The following is a 22,452-nucleotide window of genomic DNA, read 5'->3' on the forward strand; positions in this document are numbered from 1 at the left end:
AAATATGAGTCGGTATTAGTAATCACAAACAAACGGCAATCAAGACCTTATGTACGCATTAGAAATTGAACAATTGCGCAAGACGTATGCAGGTGGCTTTGAGGCGTTAAAAGGTATAAGTCTCCAAGTGAAAAAGGGTGACTTCTACGCGCTTCTGGGTCCCAATGGTGCAGGAAAATCGACCACGATTGGCATCATTTCCTCCTTAGTGAATAAAACCTCCGGAACGACGAAAGTTTTCGGTTATGACATTGATACCGACCTCGAATTGGCCAAGCAGAATTTAGGCTTGGTGCCACAGGAGTTCAACTTCAACCAGTTTGAAACCGTTGAGCAAATTGTGATGCAGCAAGCTGGCTATTACGGTGTGTCTAAAGTGTTAGCCAAAGAAAGAGCAGAAAAATACCTGAAAAAATTGGATTTATGGGAAAAACGCCAAGAGCGTGCTCGTAACCTATCCGGTGGGATGAAGCGTCGTTTAATGATCGCAAGAGCTTTGATGCACGAGCCGCAATTACTCATTTTAGATGAACCAACGGCTGGAGTGGATATTGAACTACGCCGCTCAATGTGGGGGTTTCTGAAAGAGATCAACCAAGAGCAAGGAATTACGATTATTTTAACGACACACTACCTAGAAGAAGCGGAGATGCTGTGTCGAAATATCGGCATTATTAATCGTGGTGAGCTGATTGAAAATACCACCATGAAGGCGTTACTAGGTAAGCTAAGCGTCGAGACATTTATCTTGGATATTGAGTCAGAAGTCGAGGTGCCTGAGCTTGAAGGTGTTAATCGACAAAGTATTGTTGATGGCTCTTTAGAGATAGAACTAGATAAAAGCCAAGGATTGAATTCGGTATTCAGTCAGTTAACAGAGCATGGCATTAAAGTTCTCTCAATGCGTAACAAAGCCAACCGACTTGAAGAGTTGTTTGTCAGCATTGTAAGAGAGGGGAGTAATTAAATGTACGGTTTATATTGGACGGCATTTCGCAGCTTGCTGAGCAAAGAAGTCACTCGTTTTACACGTATTTGGGTGCAAACCTTAGTGCCGCCAGCCATTACGATGACGTTGTACTTCATCATTTTCGGTAATCTTATTGGCTCTCGAATTGGTGAGATGAGCGGCTTTAGTTACATGGAGTACATTGTTCCAGGTTTGATCATGATGTCGGTGATCACCAACTCATACTCGAACGTGGCGTCGTCATTCTTTAGTGCAAAGCTACAGAAGAACATTGAAGAACTGCTGGTGGCACCGGTACCAAACTATGTGATTATTGCTGGCTATGTTATGGGCGGCGTGACTCGAGGTTTGTTGGTCGGTGCAATTGTTACTTGTGTGTCACTTTTGTTCGTTGATTTGCAAGTGGAGCACTGGGGCATTATTGTCGCGACTGTCTTCATGACGTCGGTTGTATTTGCTCTCGGTGGCTTGATCAATGCGGTTTACGCAAAAACGTTTGACGATATTTCGATCATCCCTACGTTTGTATTGACTCCTTTAACTTACTTGGGAGGAGTCTTTTATTCGATCAGTCTGCTGCCTGAATTTTGGCAAGGCGTTTCTAAGATCAACCCAATCGTCTACATGGTGAATGCGTTCCGCTACGGCTTTTTAGGTGTCTCGGATGTGGGCATTGTCACTTCATTTAGTGTACTCGCAGTGTTTGTTGTTGCACTGTATGCCATCGCGCATTATCTAGTAACCAAAGGGATTGGGCTAAGAAGCTAAGCCATTCTCATAAAGCAAAGAGCGGCGATTCACGCTGCTCTTTCGCGTGCATAACAATACATACCCATACAATTTTTCGGTTTTTATCATGGTAGGTTTCAATCATTTGTAATAAATGAGTGATCCTATGAATATTGTCCCGCCGCCGCCTTTCTCCTATCAGTTACTTAAGCCCAAATATTGGTCTGTATGGCTGGCATTTGGATCTTTAGCGATTCTTGTTAATGTACTGCCATACGTAGCATTGCGAATCTTAGGTAGAAGCATCGGCTGTATTGCGATGCATGTAATGAAGCGCCGACACAAGATCGCTCTGCGTAATCTCCAGCTGTGTTTCCCTGATTTTACGGATTGGCAATGTAAGGACGTAGTACGAAAAAACTTTCAATATACTGGAATGGCGATCATCGAAACCGGTATCGCCTGGTTTTGGCCAGATTGGCGGATACGTCGGATAACCTCTATTGTTGGAAAAGCTCGTTTACTCGCTGAGGAAAAGAATGGACGTGGTGTGTTGGTGGTGTGCAGTCACCATTTAAACTTGGAGATAACCGCTCGTATTTTTAGCCAGTTTGCCCAAGGTTATGGCGTTTATCGCCCAAATTCGAATCCTGCTTATGAGTTTATTCAACATCGAGGTCGAACTCGTTTTGGACATCAAATGATTGATCGAAAAGACGTGAAATCAATGCTCAAAGTTCTGAAGAATGGTCATCGACTTTGGTATTTGCCCGACCATGATTATGGCGTTAACCATTCTGTTTTTGCGCCGTTTTTTGCTGTTGAACAAGCGGCGAGTACCGTCGGGTCTAGTGTTCTCATTGATGCAACAAAGTGCGCGGTTATATCTGGCGTTACAGTGAGTAAAAATCACCATTACACGCTGTACATTGGAAAAGACATTAGCGAGCGTTTCGAGAGACGTAATACGGTTAAAGCGGCAAGCATCTTGAACCAAGAGCTTGAGAAAATGATAAAACGTGATATTCCAGCGTGGATGTGGCTGCACAAGCGGTTTAAAACTCGCCCTGAAGGGTTAGATTGTGTCTATACGTAGAGTATAAAAAAGGTCGACTAAGAGTCGACCTTTTTACTTTTATGGCTCAGAGCTTACTCTGCGTTCTCTGAGTTTGTATTGTTAGATTCAGCTTCTTCCTTCGCTTCGACAACCATATCTACCGTTTGGTTATCGATAAGACGAGCTTTGCCTAGGAACGCAGACATCAGAATGACAGCTTGTGTCGTTTCTGGTGTGATCACTTGTAATGTACGAGCATCACGAATGAAGATCTCATCAGGGTGCAGACCTGCAGCTCGAAGTTGGTCGCTTGCATCTTCGATGATCGATGCGTAGTCATCGCGGCCACCGCGAATGGCACTACTGATCCAACGCATTGTACGAGCAAGTACAGGAGCACGTTGACGCTCGTCCAGCGTAAGCAAGCCATTGCGTGAACTCATTGCTAAACCGTCCATTTCACGTACGGTTGGTACACCGATGATTTCAATGTCCATTGCTAGGTCATCAACCATCTTGCGGATAACAGCAAGTTGTTGGAAGTCCTTCTCGCCGAAGCACGCGACATCCGGTTGTACGATGTTAAACAGCTTATTCACAATCGTCGTCACGCCACGGAAATGACCTGGTCGAGACGCGCCTTCGAGAATTGTTGATAGGCCAGGGACATCGACGAAGGTTTGCTTATCCAGACCTTCTGGGTAGATAACTTCTGGTGTTGGCGTAAACACCACATCGACCCCTTCAGAGGTTAACTTGCTTAAGTCTTCCTCTAGCGTGCGTGGGTAATTATTTAAATCGTCTGCACGATCAAACTGCATCGGATTAACAAAGATGCTTACGACAACGATATCAGCGTATTCGCGTGCTTTACGCACTAAAGTTAAGTGGCCTTCGTGAAGGTTGCCCATGGTAGGGATAAACGCCACTTTACGACCTTCACGTTTAAAGGTTTTAAGGTGTTCACGAACTGCTGAGATTTCCGCAAAAGTTTGCATGCATTTATCCTCTAGGCAATGGTATGAGCGTCGTCTGGGAATACACCGTTGGCTACATCTTCAATGTATTTAGTAACGGCTTTGCGCATATCACCTGTTTCAGCAAGAAAGTTTTTGGAGAATTTCGGCATGTAGTTGGCAGAAATACCAAACATATCATGCATTACGAGAATTTGACCATCTGTTACGTTACCTGCACCAATACCGATAACAGGAACGTCAAGCACTTGCGTAATACGTTCAGCAAGCTCAGCTGGTACGCATTCTAGTAAGACGATTTGAGCGCCTGCTTCTTGTAGCGCTAATGCGTCTTTTACCATGCGGTCTGCTTTTTCTTGATCGCGACCTTGGATTTTGTAACCACCAAAAATATTAACAGCTTGAGGAGTTAAACCAAGATGAGCACAAACTGGAACTGATCGTTCAGTGAGCATTTTCACCGTGTCGACAAGCCAGTCACCACCTTCAATTTTTACCATATTGGCACCAGCACGCATCAGTTTAGCCGCATTTTCGCAAGCTTGCTCTGGCGTGGTGTAGCTCATGAATGGCATGTCTGCCATCAACAAACAATTTGGGCTACCAGCGCGTACGCAACGAGTATGGTAAGCGATATCATCGACCGTTACTGGCAGAGTATCGTTGTGACCTTGCAAAACCATACCTAGAGAATCACCAACAAGAAGTACTGGCATTTCTTGGCTTTCAAACAGTTGGGCAAAGCTCGCATCATAAGCGGTTGAAGTAGCAAATTTACGACCTTCTTGCTTCCACTTGATTAGGTCGTTGATGGTCATTTTTTTCATGGTTTTATCCTTACTAGGAGTTGGCTATGACTGCCAGATACTGAGGCCGTTTCTATCTACTTGTTCCAGTAGTTTAGAGACCTCGGTCCCATCAGGGAGTTGTAAACTTGGTGCAATTTCCGCAAGAGGGTAGAGTACGAATTCACGCTCTTTCATTCCATAATGAGGAACGATCAGCCTCTCGGAATTAATCACCTCATTGCCATAAAGCACAATGTCGAGGTCCAAGGTTCTTGGTCCCCAGCGTTCGTCTTTACGGACACGCCCTTGTTCTTGCTCTATAGCTTGTGTGCAATTGAGCAATTCAATAGGCGTCAAACTGGTGTTAATAGACACAACCGCATTGATGTAATCCGGTTGATTTAGTGGCCCCATTGGCGTGCTGCTGTATAGCGAAGAAGCTTGAACAAACTCTGATTTAGGCAGCGTTTTTAATGCTTCAATCGCTTGCTTCGCTTGGCTGACAGGATCAGCCAAGTTACTGCCTACCGCAATGTACGCTGTAATCATGATTTGGGCTTACTCTTTTTCTTGCGATAAGTTTTACGGCGGCGCTGGCCTGTTTTCGGTGATTGACCGTCTAAGTCGGCAGCCATTGCTTGACGCATTTCTCGGCCTGCATTTTGAAAAGTTTCCCACCACTTGGCAAGCTTCTGAGTGTCACCACCTTCAATTTCACCACGCATTTCAAGAAAATCAAAGCCAGCTCTAAATTTATTGAGCTCCATAAGACGGAATGCACGTTTACCGTTACGTCGTGGAAGACGAAGCTGTAACTGCCAAATCTCGCGAATGGTTGCGGTGTGGCGTCTTGGAATGGCAATTGTGCGAACTTGCTCGTCAAGAATGATGTTGCTCGCTTCCATAATGGCGTCGTAATGGCCTAAGTTGCGCTCTTCCATCAGTTCATCGGCTTTCGCACACAGTGGGTACCACAGCATTGCAGCAAACATAAATGCTGGATTGATGCGTTTCCCATCTTCGATGCGCATGTCGGTAGAATCTAGGACAAGATCCAACATCTGCTCAGTGTGAGAGGAGTAATCTTCTGTAAAGTGCGCTGCAATCGTCGGGAATAGTTGCTGGAATAGGTTGTACTCACGCAGTAGGTGGTAGGTTTCTAAGCCATGACCGGATTGCAATAATTTGAGTGACTCTTCAAAAAGACGCGCTGACGGAATGTCACCGAGCAACGGTGCCATGTGTTCGATTGGCGCTGCGGTGTCTTCTTCAATATCAAAGTCTAGTTTTACCGCGAAACGAACCGCACGCAGCATGCGCACAGGGTCTTCACGGTAGCGTGTTTCTGGATCACCAATCAGTCGAATTAGGCGATCTTCTAAATCTTCAATACCACGTGCGTAGTCGTGAATCGAGTAATCTGCGATGTTGTAGTACATCGAGTTAATCGTGAAATCACGGCGCTCAGCATCTTCATCGATGGTGCCGTAGACGTTGTCACGCAGCAGCATACCCTCTTTTGATTGCTGAGAAATGCTCTTATTCTTTTGCTCTTGGTGGTGACCACGGAATGTCGCAACCTCAATGATGTCTCGGCCAAACATAATATGAGCCAAGCGGAAGCGGCGACCAATCAAACGGCAGTTACGAAATAGCTGTTTGATCTGTTCCGGCGTTGCGTTGGTCGCAATGTCAAAATCTTTTGGTTTTTGTCCAAGCAGTAAGTCTCGAACCCCGCCACCCACAAGAAAAGCATCGAAACCAGCACCATTTAGGCGGTACAGTACCTTCAGCGCATTATCACTGATCTGCTTACGCGAAATGTTGTGCTCTTCACGAGTTATTACATTGAGAGCGAGCTCTGGAATTGTGGCAGGTTCGCTTGGTGTATAGTCGTTTGTATTCATGTGCATCTGGCAATAACTGGGTTTAATCCAATCTTGCTTTGGTTAGTTTTATACGCCTCTAGGGCCTAATTTGCGGCTAATGATAGCCTACACAATGCCATTTGAGAATCACGGTGTGATCTCGATCTCTGCTGGAAGCTGTTCCAAGCGCCAGTTTTCGCAGCCCCAACGAAGAATATCTTCTATGTTGGCCGCCCTTACGGTTTCAGGTATCTCGAAACCTAAAAATGTCATGGCGCGCAATAGAGTAGGTTTTGGTGTATCTATATCAATAGCCGTCGCGTGATTTTGTTTCGACAATTTATTGCCGTTGTTGTCCATCGCCAATGGTAAATGCAAGTAGCTAACTTCAGGCTGACCAAGTATTTGGTACAGGCTAATTTGACGCCCTGTCGGCTCGATTAAGTCTGCACCTCGCACGACTTCTGTGACGCCTTGGTCGATGTCGTCCAATACTACCGCAAGATTATAAGCAAATAATCCATCTCGACGTTTAATAATGAAATCTTCATTAACGAGTTGCTCTGGAATAGTAATGGTTCCCCGCTTTTGGTCGAGGAAATGAGCGACAGGCTTGGTCATTTTTAGGCGAATCGCGCCGTCTTTCAAGTTTTTATCGCGGCAAGTGCCAGGATAAAAACCGCCATGCTCTTTAATTTGCTTACGAGTACATTGGCAATAATAGGCTTCTCCATTTTCGAGCCATTTGTTTATTTGAGCTTGGTAAAGGTCGTGACGTTCGCTCTGGTATACCACTTCTCCATCCCAATGCAGCTGATAGGCCTTGAGTGCCTCTAGGATAAGTTGCGCTGCACCTGGCATTTCTCTTGGTGGGTCTAAGTCCTCAATACGTACTAACCAAGCTCCGTTTTGTGCTTTCGCTTGAAAATAACTGCCAAGAGCGGCAATCAGTGAACCAAAATGCAGTGGACCAGAAGGAGATGGGGCGAATCGACCTACATAGCGTGTCATGCGTGTATCTCGAATTTAGTAAACAAATAGGGTGCGAAGATAGCCAAAACAAAAAGGGAGCCTGAGCTCCCTTCAACAATCATAATGCTGGGTGATTAACCTTGCATTTGCTTCTCTTTGATTTCTGCAAGTGTTTTACAGTCAATACAAAGGTCAGCGGTTGGACGTGCTTCAAGACGGCGAACGCCAATCTCTACGCCACAAGACTCACAGAAGCCAAAATCGTCTTCTTTGATTTTATCCAAAGTCTTTTCAATCTTCTTGATCAAACGGCGTTCGCGGTCACGGTTACGCAGTTCTAGGCTGAACTCTTCCTCTTGAGAGGCGCGGTCAACTGGATCTGGGAAGTTTGCTGCTTCGTCCTGCATGTGGTGAACAGTACGATCCACTTCAGCTCTTAGCTGGTCGCGCCAAGCTGTTAAGATTTTCGTAAAGTGTTCAACCTGCTCTGGTGACATGTACTCTTCACCAGGTTTTTCCTGATATGGCTCCACGCCGGCAATGGCTAGGATGCCTATCGTTTTCTTCTTTGATTCTGGCATACAGCATCTCCTACTTACACCTAGTCAACTGCTACGCAGTCAATTTAAGGCGGGTATCTATAGCAAAAAGAGGCGGTGCAAGCAAATACTGAATCGCAAAGTTATCGTCAATGTGAAGACGACATCATTTTTTCTCTTAATTGATAAAATCAATAGCGGAAATCAGCTTCATTCCAGTATCGCTCAGTTCAGCTTTGTAGCAGAGAACTTCCACTCCAGCGTCTTGTGCTTGTTTGAGTAATAGTGAATATTTCGCGTCTATATGGTGCGCCGCGGATACTTTTTCAATACCTGAATGTAAAACAGTGAATAAAAGTATGGCTCTACTTCCATTTTGTGCCATTTCTGTGAGCTCTCTCAGGTGTTTTTGTCCCCGAGTCGTGACCGCATCTGGGAAGTATCCTTGTCCAGTAGAGTCGGTCTCATCAAGAAGAGTGACGCTTTTCACTTCTATATAGCACTTTGGCTTGTCGACTGCGCTGAGCAAGATATCAATTCGGCTATTTTCATTGCCGTATTTCACCTCAGTTTGAAGTGTGTCATAACCACAAAGCTCTGAAATGACATTATTTTCAATAGCCTCTACGGCTAATTGATTGGCGCGCGCGGTATTGATACAAATACGGTGGCCTTGTTCGGTTTCACTCAACTCCCAACTATTGGGGTATTTTCGTTTCGGGTTGTCGGAAGTAGAAAACCAAACCTTGTTTCCGGGCGTTGCACAACCCGTCATTGCACCTGTATTTGCGCAGTGGATTGTACGGATTTCACCAGTATCGAGCTCGATATCGGCAAGAAAGCGTTTATAACGTTTGAGTAGAGTGGCGGACTCTAAAGCGGGTGTGAAATGCATTTGCTTATTTAGACAAAAAATTTTTTATGTACAATGTTGCCACCATTACACCATAAGGTATTTTCTTTGTCACAATTGCCGATTGAAGCCGTGATGCCTGAGTTGCTGACGGCGGTCAAAAATCAACATCAAGTGATCTTAAAAGCGGCGCCTGGTGCCGGTAAGTCGACTTACTTCCCTTTGCAGTTACTCTTAAATCATTCGGTTGCTGGAAAAATCATCATGCTTGAGCCAAGACGACTCGCGGCGCGTAACATTGCCCGTTATCTTGCTGAGCAATTGGGAGAGCAAGTAGGTCAACGCGTGGGTTATCGAGTTCGTGGCGAGGCAAAGGTAAGTTCTGCAACGCAGCTGGAGGTCGTGACCGAAGGGATCATGACCAGGATGATCCAAACTGACCCTGAACTGGATGGGGTTGATCTACTGATCTTTGATGAGTTTCATGAACGCAGCATTCATGCCGATACCGCTTTGGCATTCAGTTTAGAAGTTCAAGAGGCATTGCGAGACGATCTCAAGCTGGTGGTAATGTCGGCAACGCTTGACCAACAAGCATTACAATCGTTGTTGCCAGAAGCCAGTTACATTGAATCTGAAGGGCGCAGCTTTGATGTTGCAATGCGCTACCAGCCGTTAGGTGTGAACGAGCATTTACCTACGAGTATGGCAACAACAATAGAAAGTCTTATGAACAAAGAGTCCGGATCTTTGTTGGCTTTCCTGCCGGGTGTTGGTGCCATAAAACAAGTTGAAGAGCGGTTGTCTCATTTAGCGGATGATATCGACGTATGCCCACTTTATGGTCAACTGAGCTTTGCAGATCAACAAAAAGCGATTACGCCAGCAGAACAAGGTAAGCGTAAAGTCGTTCTAGCGACCAACATTGCAGAAACTTCACTAACGATTGAAGGCATTCGCCTCGTCGTTGATTCTGGGTTAGAGCGTATTGCCCGCTTTGATTTGAAAAACGGTTTAACACGCTTAGAGCAAACACGCATTGCACAGTCTTCAGCGATTCAGCGTGCAGGACGAGCGGGACGAATAGAAGAGGGCATTTGTGTTCGTCTTTATTCTGAAAACCAGTTCAAGCAGCAACCGCTGGTTCCCCAACCCGAAATTTTGCATTCCGATTTGGCTAGTTTAGTTATGGAGCTTGCCTTTTGGGGAGCGAGTGATATCCACGATCTAAAGTGGCTTGATGTTCCCGCTAATGCGTCATTGGAACAAGCGAAGCAGCTATTGGTGTCATTGGGACTACTGACGGAAAAAGGGCAATTAACGTCCGAAGGAAAACAGGCGCATGAACTAGGCGTTGAGCCTCGTGCGGCTGCGATGCTAATTAAAGCGCTATCTTACAGTGATAAGATGTTAAATGCTGCTTTGGCGGCGGTCGCACTGATTGAAGAGCCAGAGAGAAATGTTACCAATATCGCTCATAGCTTGCATCGTTGGCTTGTTGGTACTCATCCAAAAAAGTCGATGTTGTTCAAGCGTGCTCAATCTCTGGCGTACAAATTGGATACGGTATTTGACCTGAAAGGCGTGGATGAAGATGCATTACCGCTGGTGTTAAGTTTGGCATTTCCAGATCGCATTGCGCAGCAGCGCACAAATCAATTTGGGCGATTTACTTTGGCTAATGGTCATGGTGCAGAATGTCATCAGGAAGACATGCTAGGTGGCTGTGAGTATTTGGTTGCCGTTGACTTAATGCGTTCTCATTCTAATTCAAGTCAAATTCATTCGGCATGTGAATTGGATGTCAATATATTGCGAACGACCTTTGATACGCTATTTTCGTCTGAAGAAGTAGTGGACTGGGATGAAAAAAGAGGCCGTCTAATAGCTGAGCGACAAACAAAACTCGGTCTGCTGGTCGTTGAACGCGAGCCGTTGCCAAGCCCGGGCAAAGAAAAAATGACACAAGCTTTACTCACGTATGTCCGCCGCCAGGGCTTACAGAGTCTAAACTGGACACCGGCAGCGGAGAGCTTGTTGGCTCGGATTCGTTGTGCGGTGGAATGGTTACCTGAGCAGTCATGGCCAGTGTTTGATGAAGCCAGTTTGCTGGATTCATTAGAGGAGTGGTTAGAACCATACATGACGTCTGTCAGCTCGGTTAAAGACCTGAGCAAGATAAACTTAGTCGAAGCGCTTAATGCTCTATTAGGTTGGCCACTCAATCAACAACTGGATGAATGGTTACCTGAGCATTACCAACTACCCACAGGTTCAAAGAAGCGTATCCGTTACCAATATGGCCACGAGCCGATATTATCGGTGCGTATGCAAGAAGTATTTGGGGAGAGTGGTTCCCCAACGGTAGCTCTTGGCCGCAAGCGTTTGGTGCTTGAACTGCTTTCACCGGCACAACGTCCATTGCAAGTAACGTCGGACTTGGCGGCTTTCTGGAACGGAAGCTACAAAGACGTTCAAAAAGAGATGAAAGGGCGCTACCCAAAACACGTTTGGCCAGATGATCCTGCCAATCATGTAGCAACAACGAAAACAAAAAGACAATTGAATAATGACTGACAGCAAGAAGCCTAGCGCGAAAAAAGCGCCAGCGAAGAAAAGTACAACCAATAAAGGAACCGCAAAACAGACTCGACGTACGCCGAGTAAAAAGCCGACTAACGAGAAACGTTCGTGGTTGAAAGTTCTGTGGTCGTTTAGCTGGAAAGCTGGCGTTGCACTTGCCGCTGTTTTGCTGTTTGTTGGGATTTACTTAGATAGTGTGGTGAAAGAACGCTTTGAAGGTCAGCTGTTTGAGCTGCCAACGGTGGTTTATGCCCGTATCTTGAATCTAAGCCCTGGTGAGAATATCACCATCCAAGAACTGCGCAACGAGCTAGATGTGTTGAATTACCGTAAAGTGAGTCAACCTCGTTACCCAGGCGAATATTCCTCTTCTTCCACTCGGATTGAATTGATTCGTCGTCCATTCGAGTTTGCCGATGGTCCCGAGCCGGATCGTCACATTATGCTGCATTTCTCTGATTCCGGCTTGCAACGTATTCAGTCTTTAGAATCTCGAGGAGACCTTGGTTACTTGCGCCTAGAACCGAAGATGTTGGGCATGCTGGAGAAAGACCGTGATGAACAGCGCCTTTTCTTACGTCGTGATCAGTTCCCTGAAATTTTGGTGGATGCACTGCTTGCGACCGAAGACCGGGATTTTTATCAACATGACGGGGTGTCACCGCTCGCGATTGCACGTGCATTGGTTGCGAACATTAAGGCGGGTCGTACTGTTCAAGGTGGTAGTACGCTGACTCAGCAATTGGCAAAAAACCTGTTTTTGACTCGTGATAAAACACTGTGGCGTAAAGTTCGAGAAGCGTATATCGCGCTAATTTTGGATTACCGTTACAGCAAAGATCGTATCTTAGAAGCCTACCTAAACGAAGTGTACCTAGGTCAAAGTGGAGGTGAAGCGATCCACGGGTTTGGCTTGGCGTCGCGTTATTATTTTGGGCAGCCAATTCAGGAGTTGCGAATCGATCAATTGGCGATGTTAGTTGGGATGGTAAAAGGACCGTCTTACTACAACCCAATTCGTTACCCTGAGAGAACGAAAGAGCGTCGTGATCTCGTTCTGCGCCTGTTAATGCAGCAAAACATGTTGACTTCAGAGCAGTATGAACAAGCTGTAAGTCGTCCACTCGATACGCAAAGCAAGCCACGTATTGCGAGCCGTCAGCCAGCTTATTTCCAACAATTGAGCATTGAATTAAAAGAAAAAGTTGGGGAGCGATTTAAAGCAGAGACCGGACTGCGCGTGTTTACGTCTCTGGACCCAGTATCGCAAAGCAAAATGGAACAAGCTATCGCGAAAAAGATCCCAGAACTAGCTAAACGGGGTGGTAAAGAGTTAGAAGCCGCTGCTGTGGCCGTTGATCGCCATAGTGGTGAAATCCGTGCGATGGTTGGTGGTAAACGTGTCGGTTATGAAGGCTTTAACCGCGCGCTCAATGCCAGTCGTCCAATTGGTTCTTTAGTGAAACCAGCGATTTACTTAACGGCTCTAGAACAACCGGATAAATACAACCTAGGCACGACGCTACACGACACGCCGTTAAGTCTGAAGAGCAGTAAAGGTAACGTGTGGACGCCGCGCAACTACGATAGAAAATATCGTGGTGATGTGCCACTTTACATTGCTTTAGCGAAATCACTTAACGTACCAACCGTGCGCTTAGGTATGGCACTTGGCATTCCTGAAGTGTCCAATACTTTAGAGCGTTTGGGCGTGAACAAAGACGAAATTCGCCCAGTGCCTTCGATGTTTTTGGGTTCGTTTTCTTTGACGCCATTCGAAGTTGCACAGATGTATCAGACTCTGACGAATTCAGGTAAGCGTGCAAAACTGACCGCTCTGCGCTCAGTCATGGATATGGAAGGTAATGTGCTGTATCAATCCTTGCCTCGTTCATCAAGAGCCGTGGATGAACAAGCTGCATGGCTAACGACCTACGCGATGAAACAAGGGGTTGCTCAAGGCACTGGCCGCTTCTTACAAAGCCAGTTTGGTTGGGCTGCATTGGCAGGAAAAACGGGTACCAGTAATGACAACCGCGATAGTTGGTTTGTCGGTGTTGATGGTCGTGAGGTGACGACAATTTGGCTAGGCCGCGACGATAATAAACCCGTGAATCTAACGGGGTCGAGTGGTGCATTACGAGTGTACGCAGAGTACTTGAAGCAGCGTATTCCTGAGCGCTTAGAGCTCCCATGGCCAAGAGAAATCACCACATTAGGGTTCAAGCCTACATCTGATGGAGGTTTAGAAATGAACTGCCGTAGTGATTACAAACTGCCGGTTTGGGATAAAACCGGTCAGATAAAGCAACAGTGTGAGAAGAAATCAAACTGGTTAAATAGCATATTTGATTGGTAGCATCGCCAAATCAACAACATTAGCTTGTTTATCTGATTAATTCTTAGTACATATTAGGGCGTGTTAGTACAGTACTGCTAGCACGCCCTACTTGATCAGATATTCAATAAAGGAAGAAGTGAATGTTCAAAAAGCTGTTATCAAGCCCATCGGTTCGCAACTTTGCGCTTTGGGTTAGTACCTTTTTGATGATCACTCCTTCTGTTTCCCTCGCAAACTCTCTAACAAAAACGGATGACTTGGAACCTCGACCAAAGGTGGCGGTTGTGCTTGCTGGTGGCGGAGCGAAAGGGGCGGCACACATTGGAGTTTTAAAAGCATTGGAAGAAATGCAGATTCCTGTGGATATTGTGACCGGTACCAGTATGGGCGCCTATGTGGGTGGGCTTTATGCCACGGGGATGAGTGCTGATGAAATCGAGAGTTTTATCTACACCGTCGATTGGGGCAGCGGTTATCGAGATCGTGTTGACCGTAGCCAACGTAGAGTTCGTGACAAAGAGTATGAAGACCGCTATCAAATTAATACCGACCTCGGCTTAAGATTCGGTGAGGTACGAGCACCAACGGGTGTGGTGCAAGGCCAGAACATGTTGCGAGTATTGCGTGAGACTACAGGGAACTTAGGGCGATTCGATTCTTTTGATGATCTTGCCATTCCCTATCGTTCTGTTGCGACAGATATTCTTGCCCTAGAAGAAGTCGTACTGGGCAATGGTTACCTTGTTGATGCAATGATGGCTAGCATGTCTGTACCAGGAGCGCTTCCTCCTTATAAGCTCAATGGCCATATGCTTGTTGATGGCGGCGTCGTCAATAACATGCCTGTCGATGTGGCTCGCGCCATGGGGGCTGATGTCGTTATTGCCGTCGATATTAGCACCGATTACAAAACCGAAGATGAATTTACGGGGCTGTTTACTGTCGCGGACCAACTCTCTAACTATCTCGTTCGTCGTAGTACACAACAGCAAGTGGACGAGCTTGAACCTCAAGATATCTATATTCGTCCCAATGTGGGCACCATGGAAACCGTCGAGTTCGACAAAATGCCTTGGGCTTTTCAAGCTGGGTACGATATTACCAAGCAATTAAAAGACAAGCTGAAAGAGTTACGCTTGTCCAACGCGGACTATCAAAAATACATCGACCGCAAACAAGAAGTTCGTAAAACTTTGATTTATGGCGATCAGCGTGTGGTTGATGACATTGTGATTGTAAATAACACGCACTACAGCGATGTGTTGTTGACGAATCGTATTGAATTAGAAACCGGACGTCGTATTTCAACGGCCGAAATTGAGAAAGCCGTTGAAAACCTCTACGCGTTAGATCGGTTCGAGCTCATCACTTATCACTTTGAAGAGGTTGATGGTGAGACATTGTTGGTTTTTGATGTTAACGAGAAGTCGTGGGGGCCTAATTATCTCAACTTCCGATTTTTTCTTGAAGATGACTTCGATACAGATAGCCAGTACGGCATAGGGATATCAACCAACTTTACCAACTTGAACTCTCATGGCGCGGAGTTGGCGTTCAACGTAGAAATGGGCACGGATAAGCTGATTGAAGCTGAGTTGTATTCCCCTGTTTTATCTAGCCAAGAACTTTTTGTATCGGGGCGTATTTCCTATGGCAGTGAGAGCCGAAACTTACCTTTAACAGAGCCTCAAGCACCAGATTTAGAGTCAGTAAATGATTTTTTTCCGGTCACTTACGATGATTTTACAACAGAGTTAGCGATAGGTATCCAACCCACATTGTGGCAAGAACTTCGATTTGGCGCTCGCTACTCAACCGGAGATATTGAGCTTTCTACTTTGGCTTCTGCTGGTAAATTGGATTTTGAACGTCGTGGCCTGTTTGCCAATTATCGCCTAGATACACTTGATGATTTCGCATTTCCGACTCGTGGGCTTTTAGTCGATCTCGAATATTTAGTGTCTCATGATCAAAGTCCTCAAGGCGTTAGCCTTTTAGAAACTGACAAAATTATTGAAGATACCGTTTATGAAATCTCTGCACGATTTAAAGGTGCAGTGAGTCATCAGCGTCATACTTTAGTCGGACATGCTGAATATAGTTTTGTAGAGAGTAAAAACTCATCTTTACCGCTTGATCCCAGAGAGTTGGGCGGCTTCTTAAGCCTATCGGGAATCCCAAGAAATAGCCTGATCGGACAGAACTTATTTTTCAGCAGTTTGGTGTACCGATATAAGTGGTTTGATAATGATTTCGGATTGTTTGAAGCTCCAGTCTACCTGGGTGCATCGGTCGAATATGGCGGTGTTTGGTCTGATAATGATCTGAAACTAAACGAAGCGCCGCTTTACAATGCTGGCTCCATCTTCTTTGGTGTTGACTCACCAATAGGACCAATAATGTTGGCATACGGTCGTACCGAGCAAGATTTGGATGCTGTGTATTTGATCGTAGGAACATCGTTTAATTAATCGGGTATGAGAAAGCAAAAACTTGGCATATTTGGTCAAAATTAGCAGAACTTTAGTCGTAAGTTGCTATGTTGGTCAAAATGATAAGATTTTAATTTAAGGTTAAATTTGCTATTATTTTGCCCACAGTTTGGCCTCTACGGCGCTGTTTCTCAATCATAATTGAATGAAAACAAGGGCAATGGAGAGCCAAGTTTCCAAGGATGTTCACTCCTTTACTTTAACAATAGTAATAATAGAGGAGGAACCGCAATGAGAGGAAAAAGTCGTGCTTGAAGCCTACCGTAAACACGTCGAAGAGCGTGCTGCTGAAGGAGTTGTTCCTAAACCGCTAGACGCAGAACAAGTTGCTGGACTTGTAGAACTTCTGAAAAATCCCCCGGAAGGTGAAGAAAAAGTCATTCTTGACCTACTTGAAAACCGTATCCCTCCAGGTGTTGATGAAGCTGCTTATGTAAAAGCGGGTTTCCTAACAGCAGTAGCAAAAGGTGAAGTTAAATCACCATTAGTGAGTCGTGAAAAAGCGGCTGAACTGCTAGGCACTATGCAAGGTGGTTACAACATCGAACCGCTAGTTGAGCTATTGGATGATGAAGCACTGGCAGAGATCGCAGTAAAAGCGCTGTCTCATACGCTGCTAATGTTTGATGCTTTCTATGACGTAGAAGAGAAAGCAAAAGCAGGCAATGCGCATGCACAGAAAGTACTTCAATCATGGGCTGATGCTGAGTGGTTCCTTTCTAAGCCTAAGCTTGAAGAAAAAGTCACTCTAACCGTATTTAAAGTAACAGGTGAAACGAACACGGATGACCTTTCACCTGCACCTGACGCTTGGTCTCGTCCTGATATCCCAGTACACGCACTGGCGATGCTTAAAAACGAGCGTGAAGGAATAAACCCTGATCAACCGGGTACTATTGGCCCGATCAAGCAAATTGAAGAGTTAAAAGACAAAGGTCATCAATTGGTTTACGTTGGTGATGTTGTTGGTACTGGCTCTTCACGTAAATCTGCAACCAACTCAGTGCTTTGGTTTATGGGTGATGATATCCCTTACGTTCCAAACAAACGAGCTGGTGGGTATGTGCTTGGTGGCAAAATTGCCCCTATCTTCTTTAACACAATGGAAGATGCTGGCGCACTACCAATCGAAGTTGACGTAACTAAGCTCAACATGGGCGATGTTATCGATGTTTACCCATATGAAGGTAAAGTTTGCAACCACGAAACTGGTGAGGTTCTAGCTGAGTTCTCGCTAAAAACAGAAGTACTGATTGATGAAGTTCGTGCTGGTGGTCGTATCCCATTGATCATCGGTCGTGGTTTGACAGACAAAGCGCGCCAGTCTCTAGGTCTTGAGCCTTCGGATGTATTCCGTAAACCTGGTGAAATCGCAGATTCTGGCAAGGGTTACACGCTTGCACAGAAAATGGTTGGTAAAGCGTGTGGCGTAGAAGGCATTCGCCCTGGTACCTACTGTGAGCCGAAGATGACGACAGTAGGCTCGCAAGATACTACAGGCCCTATGACTCGTGATGAACTTAAAGACTTGGCGTGTCTCGGCTTCTCTGCTGATCTTGTCATGCAGTCTTTCTGTCACACATCGGCTTATCCAAAACCAGTAGACGTTAACACTCACCATACACTTCCGGACTTTATTATGAACCGCGGTGGTGTATCTCTTCGTCCTGGTGACGGTATTATCCACTCATGGCTAAACCGTATGCTACTGCCGGATACTGTTGGTACGGGTGGTGACTCACATACTCGTTTCCCTCTGGGTATTTCATTCCCAGCTGGCTCGGGCTTGGTTGCCTTTGCAGCTGCGACAGGCGTTATGCCGCTAGACATGCCAGAGTCAATCTTGGTTCGTTTTAAAGGTGAAATGCAACCGGGTATTACACTGCGTGATCTTGTTCATGCCATCCCTTACTACGCGATTCAGCAAGGTCTACTAACGGTAGAGAAAGCGGGCAAGATCAACGAATTTTCTGGCCGTATCCTTGAGATTGAAGGCTTAGAAACGCTAACGGTTGAGCAAGCATTTGAGCTTTCTGATGCATCTGCAGAGCGTTCGGCGGCAGGTTGTACTGTGAAATTGTCTCAAGAGTCGATCGAAGAGTACTTAAACTCTAACATCGTGATGCTGAAGTGGATGATCTCTGAAGGCTACGGTGATCGCCGTACTATCGAGCGCCGCATTACTGCAATGCAAGAGTGGCTAGCAAACCCTGAGCTGATGCAAGCAGATAAAGACGCTGAATACGCACATGTGATTGAAATCGATATGGCTGAAATCAATGAGCCAGTACTATGTGCACCGAATGACCCAGATGACGCTCGCTTGTTGTCTGAAGTACAAGGCACAGCGATTGATGAAGTGTTCATCGGTTCTTGTATGACGAACATCGGTCACTTCCGCGCAGCAGGTAAATTGCTTGATAAGTTCAATGGCCAGTTAGCGACGCGCCTTTGGGTAGCGCCACCAACAAAGATGGATAAAGACCAACTGATTGAAGAAGGCTACTACGGTATCTTCGGACGTGCAGGGGTGCGTATTGAAACGCCAGGGTGTTCACTTTGTATGGGTAACCAAGCGCGTGTTGCAGATAAATCAACAGTAATGTCGACTTCAACGCGTAACTTCCCGAACCGTCTGGGTACTGGTGCGAATGTTTACCTGTCGTCAGCTGAGCTAGCTGCAGTAGGTGCAATTCTAGGTAAGATTCCAACCAAAGAAGAATACCTAGAATACGCGAAGCAAATCGACGCTACGGCAACGGATACGTACCGCTACTTGAACTTCCATAAAATGGATCAATACACCAAGAAAGCGGACGAAGTGATCTTCCAAGAACCGGCATAATCAGAAATGCACAATTCAAAAGCACCTCACATGAGGTGCTTTTTTTATGGGAGCAATTCGCTATACTCGCACCAAATTGATACGAAATAGGCAATCTCGGTGGAATTTGAATTCATTCGTAACACGTTGATGGGCGAGTACTACGTAAAATGTAGCATGGGACATGAGATTGTAGGGCGCTGGTTGCAAGAAGAAATTGGCAAAGATCCGATGAAGATTGCACAGGTTGAAAAGCTAATTGAGCGGTCATTTTTAGCGCCTTCTCAGGAGCATAACCTGACAGGCACGGAAATTAGCTTGATGATTCAGGGCGACGAAGTTCTTGTACAAGAAAACGCATTAGCCCATGAATATGATGTCGAGATGGAAAGTGAGTTCGACTTCTACAATGCAGAAAGTACAGCAAGTTGTGGGATAGAGGATTTCATGACACTTATCGAACAATGGAAAGACTTTTTGAACATTTAATGCACAGTTTTGGGTAATTTCTCTGCCGTTGCTTTAAATTTGTGAAAAGGGCGCACCGATATGGTGCGCTCTTTTTGTTTATAGATATGTAAATTGAGGTTAGCTTTTATTATTCAATGACTTAAAAACTTGGCACGTAGATTGGATTATAAGAAGTGTTTCAGGATGAAAGCTTCGGAGATAACTCAATGAAAATAATCAATGCCATTATTAAGCCGTTTAAATTAGACGATGTACGAGAAGCATTGGCTGATGTCGGTATCGAAGGGATGACAGTATCAGAAGTTAAAGGGTTCGGTCGTCAAAAAGGTCACACGGAATTGTATCGCGGTGCAGAGTATCAAGTTGATTTCCTACCAAAGGTGAAAATTGAAATCGCGACTCACGCAGACAATGTAGATCGTGTTGTTGAAGCAATTACAAAAGCTGCGCAAACCGGAAAAATCGGCGACGGTAAAATTTTTGTTTACGATCTGAACCAAGCGGTGCGTATCCGAACTGGCGAAATGGACGCAGAAGCACTTTAAGAATTCAAAGGATTGGAGATACTTATTATGGAATTAGCAACAACAGTAACCGAGTTACGTTACGCACTTGACACCTTTTTCTTCCTCATTTCCGGTGCGTTGGTAATGTGGATGGCAGCAGGCTTTGCGATGCTAGAGGCTGGCCTTGTGCGCTCTAAAAACACAACAGAAATTCTTACGAAGAACATCTGTTTGTACGCCATCGCATGTACGATGTTTCTGATTGTCGGTTATAACATCATGTATGTCGATAATGGAGAAGGAGGCTGGTTACCTTCATTTGGTACGCTAATTGGTACTCAAGGTGAAGGGGCCGACCACTCTTTAGAGTCTGACTTCTTCTTCCAAGTTGTCTTCGTTGCAACTGCCATGTCCGTCGTTTCTGGTGCGGTAGCTGAGCGCATGAAGCTTTGGTCTTTCTTGATTTTCTCTGCGATTTTAACTGCGTTTATCTATCCAATGGAAGGTTACTGGACATGGGGTGGAGGCTTCCTAGCAGAAGCTGGATTTAGTGACTTTGCGGGTTCTGGTATCGTACATATGGCTGGTGCTTCTGCTGCTCTTGCTGGTGTGTTACTGCTTGGCGCGCGTAAGGGTAAGTACGGTAAAAATGGTGAAATCTATCCGATTCCAGGTTCTAACATGCCTTTGGCAACGTTGGGTACTTTTATCCTTTGGTTTGGCTGGTTTGGATTTAACGGTGGCTCTCAGTTGATGGTTTCAGATTTTGAGAATGCTACAGCGGTAGGTCAGATCTTTCTAAACACTAACGCAGCAGCGGCTGCCGGTGCAATTGCGGCCCTATTCGTTTGTAAAACTACTTGGGGTAAAGCCGATTTAACGATGATCCTCAATGGCGCGCTAGCTGGCTTGGTTGCCATCACTGCAGACCCTCTATCGCCATCACCACTGTACGCGGTTGCGATTGGTGCGGTGTCGGGTGCACTAGTAGTATTCAGTATCATTGCTCTAGATAAACTTAAAATTGACGATCCAGTAGGTGCTATCTCAGTTCACGGTGTGTGTGGTTTCTTCGGCCTAATGGTAGTGCCACTGAGCAACGGTGATGCAACGTTTGGTGCACAGCTTTTAGGTGCCGTAGTTATCTTTGCTTGGGTATTTGGTGCCAGCCTAGTTGTGTGGGCAATCTTGAAAGCAACCGTTGGGATTCGCGTTACAGAAGATGAAGAAATGGAAGGTATGGACATGCATGATTGTGGTGTTGGTGCTTACCCAGAGTTTGTTACGGTGAAATAATCATTAGCTTGTAATAAATGGTTACACACTTAACACAATAAAACCTGCTCCGATGAGCAGGTTTTTTAATATTCGTCATTGTCTTCTTATTGAACATACATATAATAACGCAACTGATAAACGTTATCATTAGCATGGTAAAGGATTAAACAATGAAAAAACTGCTAACTCTTTCAGCACTAACTTGCGCTACTCTAGCTCCAACAGCAATGGCTGCTGAAGAAGTGAACGTCTACTCTTACCGTCAACCTTTCCTAGTTGAACCTATGTTCAATGAGTTCACTAAAGAAACTGGCATCAAAGTAAACGTAAAATTTGCTAAAAAAGGCTTAGCAGAAAAGCTAGCTCAAGAAGGTGAGTACAGCCCTGCTGACGTTATTCTTACGACAGACATCAGCCGTCTAGCTGAACTGACAAACAAAGGTTTAGTTCAGAAAGTCGATAGCAAAATCATTGAAGAAAACGTACCTGCTCAATACCAAGATAAAGAGAATGAGTGGTTTGCTCTAACTCTACGTTCTCGTAGCGTTTATTCATCACGTGATCGCGTAGGTAAACTAGGCGCAGATTTCAACTACGCAGACTTAGCTAAGCCAGAGTTCAAAGGTAAAATTTGTACTCGTAGCGGTAAGCACCCGTACAACGTTTCTCTAGTTTCAGCAATGATTGCTCACAATGGCGAAGCAGAAACCAAAGAGTGGTTGGAAGGCGTGAAAGCAAACCTTGCTCGCAAACCACAAGGCAACGACCGTGCACAAGTTAAAGCGATCAAAGAAGGCCTATGTGATGTTTCTCTGGGTAACAGCTACTACCTAGGTAAAATGGTTAACGACAAAGAGCAAAAGGCTTGGGCTGATGCAGTTTACATCAACTTCCCTAACCAAGAGACTACAGGCACTCACGTGAATATCTCTGGTATGGCGATGGCGAAGTACTCTCCAAACAAAGACAATGCTGTGAAGCTAATGGAATTCCTAACGGGTGACAAAGCGCAGCAAATGTACGCAGAAGTTAACTATGAGTACCCAGTTAAAGAAGGCGTGAAGCGTTCTGAGCTTGTGGAATCTTGGGGTGACTTTAAAGCAGACAAGCTTTCTCTAGACGATATTGCAGCCAACCACGAAGCGGCAATTAAGCTATTAGACGAAGTGAAATTTGACCTTTAATTCCTTGTGGGGGTATAACA

Annotated in this window: 18 protein-coding genes; 11 read left to right on the forward strand and 7 right to left on the reverse strand. The window is 45.4% G+C overall.

The features are described from left to right. The first annotated feature begins 49 nt into the window (after positions 1–49). The 3 genes from R8N49_RS02560 to R8N49_RS02570 all read left to right on the forward strand — a co-directional run bounded on the left by R8N49_RS02560 (position 50) and on the right by R8N49_RS02570 (position 2,795). The gene (locus R8N49_RS02560) at positions 50–967 is read left to right on the forward strand and encodes an ABC transporter ATP-binding protein (protein WP_005380000.1); all 918 of its coding nucleotides are present in this window, start codon (positions 50–52) and stop codon (positions 965–967) included. Beyond that, positions 968–1,738 carry an ABC transporter permease gene (locus tag R8N49_RS02565; protein WP_005386598.1) on the forward strand — a complete coding sequence of 257 codons (771 nt, stop codon included), beginning with the start codon at positions 968–970 and terminating at the stop codon, positions 1,736–1,738. Positions 1,739–1,865: 127 nt separating this feature from the next. Continuing rightward, complete coding sequence (locus R8N49_RS02570; RefSeq protein WP_318189860.1) at positions 1,866–2,795, forward strand: Kdo(2)-lipid IV(A) acyltransferase; 930 nt, start codon at positions 1,866–1,868, stop codon at positions 2,793–2,795. Positions 2,796–2,848: 53 nt separating this feature from the next. Here the strand turns inward: R8N49_RS02570 and panC are convergent, their stop codons facing one another. The 7 genes from panC to sfsA all read right to left on the reverse strand — a co-directional run bounded on the left by panC (position 2,849) and on the right by sfsA (position 8,795). Continuing rightward, positions 2,849–3,754, reverse strand: coding sequence for a pantoate--beta-alanine ligase (gene panC / locus R8N49_RS02575; RefSeq protein ID WP_213905819.1), 906 nt, complete (start codon positions 3,752–3,754; stop codon positions 2,849–2,851). A gap of 11 nt (positions 3,755–3,765) precedes the next feature. After that, on the reverse strand, positions 3,766–4,560 hold the full coding sequence (gene panB, locus R8N49_RS02580) for a 3-methyl-2-oxobutanoate hydroxymethyltransferase (RefSeq protein ID WP_005386592.1): 795 nt from the start codon (positions 4,558–4,560) through the stop codon (positions 3,766–3,768). 24 nt (positions 4,561–4,584) lie between these two features. Then, positions 4,585–5,070: a 2-amino-4-hydroxy-6-hydroxymethyldihydropteridine diphosphokinase gene (folK, locus tag R8N49_RS02585; protein ID WP_213905821.1), complete on the reverse strand. Its 486-nt coding sequence runs from the start codon at positions 5,068–5,070 to the stop codon at positions 4,585–4,587. Continuing rightward, positions 5,067–6,434 carry a polynucleotide adenylyltransferase PcnB gene (pcnB, locus tag R8N49_RS02590; RefSeq protein WP_005386589.1) on the reverse strand — a complete coding sequence of 456 codons (1,368 nt, stop codon included), beginning with the start codon at positions 6,432–6,434 and terminating at the stop codon, positions 5,067–5,069. Before pcnB ends, folK begins: the two co-directional genes overlap by 4 nt. A gap of 102 nt (positions 6,435–6,536) precedes the next feature. Then, a complete protein-coding gene (gluQRS, locus tag R8N49_RS02595) occupies positions 6,537–7,400 on the reverse strand; it encodes a tRNA glutamyl-Q(34) synthetase GluQRS (RefSeq protein WP_005386586.1) in 864 nt (287 codons plus the stop codon). Positions 7,401–7,495: 95 nt separating this feature from the next. Then, entirely contained in the window at positions 7,496–7,942 is a 447-nt protein-coding gene (gene dksA / locus R8N49_RS02600) for an RNA polymerase-binding protein DksA (protein ID WP_005386584.1), read from the reverse strand. A gap of 136 nt (positions 7,943–8,078) precedes the next feature. Next, positions 8,079–8,795, reverse strand: a complete 717-nt coding sequence (sfsA, locus tag R8N49_RS02605) for a DNA/RNA nuclease SfsA (protein WP_137282347.1) — start codon at positions 8,793–8,795, stop codon at positions 8,079–8,081. A gap of 66 nt (positions 8,796–8,861) precedes the next feature. On the opposite strand from sfsA, the gene hrpB reads away from it, so the two are divergent. The 8 genes from hrpB to R8N49_RS02645 all read left to right on the forward strand — a co-directional run bounded on the left by hrpB (position 8,862) and on the right by R8N49_RS02645 (position 22,432). Further along, positions 8,862–11,330, forward strand: coding sequence for an ATP-dependent helicase HrpB (gene hrpB, locus R8N49_RS02610; RefSeq protein ID WP_258489276.1), 2,469 nt, complete (start codon positions 8,862–8,864; stop codon positions 11,328–11,330). Beyond that, positions 11,323–13,695 carry a penicillin-binding protein 1B gene (gene mrcB, locus R8N49_RS02615; RefSeq protein WP_005380020.1) on the forward strand — a complete coding sequence of 791 codons (2,373 nt, stop codon included), beginning with the start codon at positions 11,323–11,325 and terminating at the stop codon, positions 13,693–13,695. Before hrpB ends, mrcB begins: the two co-directional genes overlap by 8 nt. A 122-nt stretch (positions 13,696–13,817) precedes the next feature. Beyond that, positions 13,818–16,148 carry a patatin-like phospholipase family protein gene (locus R8N49_RS02620; protein WP_047102650.1) on the forward strand — a complete coding sequence of 777 codons (2,331 nt, stop codon included), beginning with the start codon at positions 13,818–13,820 and terminating at the stop codon, positions 16,146–16,148. Positions 16,149–16,416: 268 nt separating this feature from the next. After that, a complete protein-coding gene (gene acnB, locus R8N49_RS02625) occupies positions 16,417–19,014 on the forward strand; it encodes a bifunctional aconitate hydratase 2/2-methylisocitrate dehydratase (protein WP_064368754.1) in 2,598 nt (865 codons plus the stop codon). A 99-nt stretch (positions 19,015–19,113) separates the two neighbouring features. After that, entirely contained in the window at positions 19,114–19,482 is a 369-nt protein-coding gene (locus tag R8N49_RS02630) for a YacL family protein (RefSeq protein ID WP_182016242.1), read from the forward strand. A 188-nt stretch (positions 19,483–19,670) separates the two neighbouring features. After that, on the forward strand, positions 19,671–20,009 hold the full coding sequence (locus tag R8N49_RS02635) for a P-II family nitrogen regulator (protein ID WP_005386570.1): 339 nt from the start codon (positions 19,671–19,673) through the stop codon (positions 20,007–20,009). 27 nt (positions 20,010–20,036) lie between these two features. Further along, positions 20,037–21,266, forward strand: a complete 1,230-nt coding sequence (locus tag R8N49_RS02640) for an ammonium transporter (protein WP_047102648.1) — start codon at positions 20,037–20,039, stop codon at positions 21,264–21,266. Between the two features lie 152 nt (positions 21,267–21,418). After that, entirely contained in the window at positions 21,419–22,432 is a 1,014-nt protein-coding gene (locus R8N49_RS02645) for a Fe(3+) ABC transporter substrate-binding protein (RefSeq protein WP_005386566.1), read from the forward strand. The last annotated feature ends 20 nt before the right edge of the window (positions 22,433–22,452 follow it).

The sequence above is a fragment of the Vibrio sp. 1978 genome (assembly GCF_033344345.1).

Coding starts and splice junctions, on each gene's coding strand:
- R8N49_RS02565 (WP_005386598.1), top strand. CDS start 968: ATGTACGGTTTATATTGGACGGCATTTCGCAGCTTGCTGAGCAAAGAA.
- panC (WP_213905819.1), bottom strand. CDS start 3,754: ATGCAAACTTTTGCGGAAATCTCAGCAGTTCGTGAACACCTTAAAACC.
- R8N49_RS02570 (WP_318189860.1), top strand. CDS start 1,866: ATGAATATTGTCCCGCCGCCGCCTTTCTCCTATCAGTTACTTAAGCCC.
- pcnB (WP_005386589.1), bottom strand. CDS start 6,434: ATGCACATGAATACAAACGACTATACACCAAGCGAACCTGCCACAATT.
- sfsA (WP_137282347.1), bottom strand. CDS start 8,795: ATGCATTTCACACCCGCTTTAGAGTCCGCCACTCTACTCAAACGTTAT.
- panB (WP_005386592.1), bottom strand. CDS start 4,560: ATGAAAAAAATGACCATCAACGACCTAATCAAGTGGAAGCAAGAAGGT.
- R8N49_RS02620 (WP_047102650.1), top strand. CDS start 13,818: ATGTTCAAAAAGCTGTTATCAAGCCCATCGGTTCGCAACTTTGCGCTT.
- dksA (WP_005386584.1), bottom strand. CDS start 7,942: ATGCCAGAATCAAAGAAGAAAACGATAGGCATCCTAGCCATTGCCGGC.
- R8N49_RS02640 (WP_047102648.1), top strand. CDS start 20,037: ATGGAATTAGCAACAACAGTAACCGAGTTACGTTACGCACTTGACACC.
- mrcB (WP_005380020.1), top strand. CDS start 11,323: ATGACTGACAGCAAGAAGCCTAGCGCGAAAAAAGCGCCAGCGAAGAAA.
- R8N49_RS02560 (WP_005380000.1), top strand. CDS start 50: ATGTACGCATTAGAAATTGAACAATTGCGCAAGACGTATGCAGGTGGC.
- R8N49_RS02645 (WP_005386566.1), top strand. CDS start 21,419: ATGAAAAAACTGCTAACTCTTTCAGCACTAACTTGCGCTACTCTAGCT.
- gluQRS (WP_005386586.1), bottom strand. CDS start 7,400: ATGACACGCTATGTAGGTCGATTCGCCCCATCTCCTTCTGGTCCACTG.
- folK (WP_213905821.1), bottom strand. CDS start 5,070: ATGATTACAGCGTACATTGCGGTAGGCAGTAACTTGGCTGATCCTGTC.
- R8N49_RS02635 (WP_005386570.1), top strand. CDS start 19,671: ATGAAAATAATCAATGCCATTATTAAGCCGTTTAAATTAGACGATGTA.